The organism is Synechococcus sp. H55.2 (assembly GCF_047462495.1).
GTDB lineage: Bacteria > Cyanobacteriota > Cyanobacteriia > Thermostichales > Thermostichaceae > Thermostichus.
Genome location: NZ_JANSJH010000033.1, coordinates 1 through 2,898, shown reverse-complemented (window position 1 = coordinate 2,898; position 2,898 = coordinate 1). Strand labels below are relative to the sequence as shown.

Sequence of the window (2,898 nt, the reverse complement as noted above, 5' to 3'; positions counted from 1 at the left end):
CAGAGCTATCCAATCCCGCCCTCCGGCTGGGGCCAAAACAGGCGCAACTCCCTAACCTGCTCCCCCTTGACCAACAGGGAGCCGCCGCCGGACCGGCCTTGCAGGGGAATTTCCTCAGGAGAGAAGGAGTGTACCCGTTCGGACTCCGTGATCACATCGACTTGCAGATGGGGGTGCGCCGCCAGATCGGGGGGGAAACCCACCAAGCCCACCAAGCCATCCCCTTTGTTGGAGAAGTGAAAGGCTGACACGCCCACTTTACCCTGCTCCAGGATGGGTATCTCGCCCAGAGGCAGCCGCTTCAGATAGCCCGACCGACTGGCCAAAATCAGGATCCCTTGCGGGGGCAGCAACGCCATACCGGCGATCTGTTCTGTGCGCCCCAAACGTAGGGCTAGGGATCCCATAGCTGCCCGACCCATCAAGGGGATCTGTTCGGCATCCAGCCGCAGCACCCGCCCGGCGGAGGTGGCGAGGACAACGCTGTAGCCTTGGTGGCCGGGATGCCAAAGGGCCGCCCAGCCCAGCTCGTCCCCTTCTTTGAGTTTCAGGACGGTGGATCCCCGTTGGCTAAGGCCCGTCAGCTCCGCCAGGGCCACCCGCTTGATCCGCCCCTGCCGGCTGAGCACCACCAAAGTGGCCTCGCCGGGAGAGTGCTCCGCACCGCTGACGCGAACGGGATCCAACGGGAAGGTGGCAACGATGGGTTCGGGACTGGGGAGAAGGGTGACCAGAGGTACCCCCCGCGAGGAGCCGGTGCTGAGGGGGATCCCTTCGCTGGGCACGGTGAAAGCTTTGCCGCTGGCGGTGAGCACCAAGATTTCCTGCTCTGGGGTCACGCATTCCAGGCCGACCAGAACATCTTCTCCCAATTCCCGTTGCGCCGGATTGCTGCGGGAGCGAGGCCCAGGCAGAGGCAGGCGGCGCACGTAGCCTTTGCGGGTAAGTTGCAGCAGGAAGCGGGTGTCTTCGCCGACTTTGCCACTGGGGATCTGGGCCTGTTCTGCCTCCAGCTCGGCTTCCGAAAGGATCTGGGTACGGCGCCGGTCGGCAAAAGTTTTCTTCAAGTGGCGCAGCTCTTTTTTCAGGTAATTCAAGAGCTTGCGGCGATCTTCCAGCAGCCCCTGCAATTCGAGGATGCGGGCCTGCAGCTCGGCCTGCTCCTGGTGCAGGCGCTCCCGCTCCAAGGTTGTCAGGCGGCGCAGGGGCATGGCCAAGATTGTCTCCGCCTGTTGGGGGGTGCAGCCCAGGCGAGTTTGCAGTTGGGCTTTGGCCGTGGCGCTATCGGGGGCTTGCCGCAGCAGGTCGATCACCCCCTCCAGATCGGCCAGGGCCAGCACCATCCCCGCCACCTCTTCCGCTTTGCGCTGTACCCGCTGCAGTTCGGCGCGAAACATCCGGTTGAGAGTGGCCTCGCGGAATTGCAAAAAGTGCTGCAAAATCTGCTTCAAGCTGAGCTGCTGGGGTTTTCCCTCCACCAGGGCCAACAGGATTACCCCGAAGGTGTTCTGCAGGGGGGTGAGCTTGTACAACTGCTGCAGAACTGCCTGCGGGTTGGCCTCCCGCTTCAGCTCCACCACCACGCGAATGCCGCTGCGATCCGACTCATCCCGCAAGTCGGCAATGCCGCTGAGGCGGTCTTGGGCGACCAACTCTGCCACCTTCTCGAGCCAGGCGGCTTTGTTCACCTGGTAGGGAAACTCGGTGATAACCAGGGCGGGCCGGCGGTGGCGTCCTCTGCCCGGCTGGATCTCCTCAAAGCGGGCCACTCCCCGCAGGGTGATGGAGCCGCGCCCGCTGAGGTAGGCCTCGCCGATCCCTTGGCTATCAACGATTTGGCCGCCGGTGGGAAAGTCCGGCCCTGGGATCCAGCGCAACAGCTCTTCAGGGCTGAGATCGGGATGGTCGATCAAAGCCAGCAGGCCGTCCACGACTTCTCCCAGGTTGTGGGGCGGGATGTTGGTGGCCATGCCCACGGCAATGCCGGCAGAGCCGTTGAGGAGCAGGATGGGCAGGCGGGCCGGTAGAACGGTGGGCTCCGCCTGGGATCCGTCGAAATTGGGCATAAAGTCCACAATTTCTTCGGAGATCCCCTGCAGAAGGGCCGTGTGGCTCAGCTCCGCCAGCCGACACTCGGTGTAGCGCATGGCCGCCGGCGGATCGTCGTCCACCGAGCCGAAGTTGCCGTGCCCCGCCACCAGGGGGTAGCGGCTGGAAAAGTCTTGCGCCATGCGCACCAGCGCGTCATAGACCGCCTGATCCCCGTGGGGGTGATATTTACCCAGCACGTCCCCCACCACCCGCGCACACTTGCGGTAGGGGCGATCCGGGGTCAGGCCCAGCTCGTGCATGGCGTAGAGGATGCGGCGATGCACCGGCTTGAGGCCATCCCGCACATCCGGCAAGGCCCGCCCCACGATCACGCTCATGGCGTATTCCAGGTAGGAGCGTTGCATCTCCCCCTGCAAATCGGTAGCGATCACCCGCCCTGAACGGGATCCCCTACCCGATCCAGATCCCAGTCCGTCGAGAGTCAGTTGCTGAGTCATGGCAAACCGGAGCGGAACGCTTTCCAGGTTACTGTAGCCGTTTCTTTGGCCCTTGCGAGGTGGGATCCCATTCTCAAGGCCAGCCTGTTGCTAGCCGTTGTTTGTTGGCGTATCAATGGGCGTAGCTCTGTCCCTCCTAGGCCGGCCAGTCAGCTTGGGGTTTTCAATCTAGCGGAGTTTGCACTTTTGCCGGCAAAGGAAGGATTCTCGGCAAGGATCTGGCGCTACTTGGTTGGGCTTTTTCTTCTCACTTCTGGTCGAGATATGGTCGTTCCAGGCTAGCTTGAGACAGCTCCCTCACCCCCGGCCCCTCTCCCACCCTCACCCCCGGCCCCTCTCCCAAAGGGAG

1 protein-coding gene is annotated in these 2,898 nt (G+C 63.4%); it reads right to left on the bottom strand.

Features of this window, described 5'->3' with window-relative positions; all coding sequences use genetic code 11:
* Positions 1–5: 5 nt before the first annotated feature.
* Positions 6–2,549, bottom strand: a complete 2,544-nt coding sequence (locus NW844_RS05875; RefSeq protein ID WP_414334286.1) for a DNA gyrase/topoisomerase IV subunit A — start codon at positions 2,547–2,549, stop codon at positions 6–8.
* Positions 2,550–2,898: the final 349 nt, after the last annotated feature.

What these genes read in the sequence shown, in the direction of transcription:
- NW844_RS05875 (WP_414334286.1), bottom strand. Translation starts at nt 2,549, where the DNA reads ATGACTCAGCAACTGACTCTCGACGGACTGGGATCTGGATCGGGTAGG.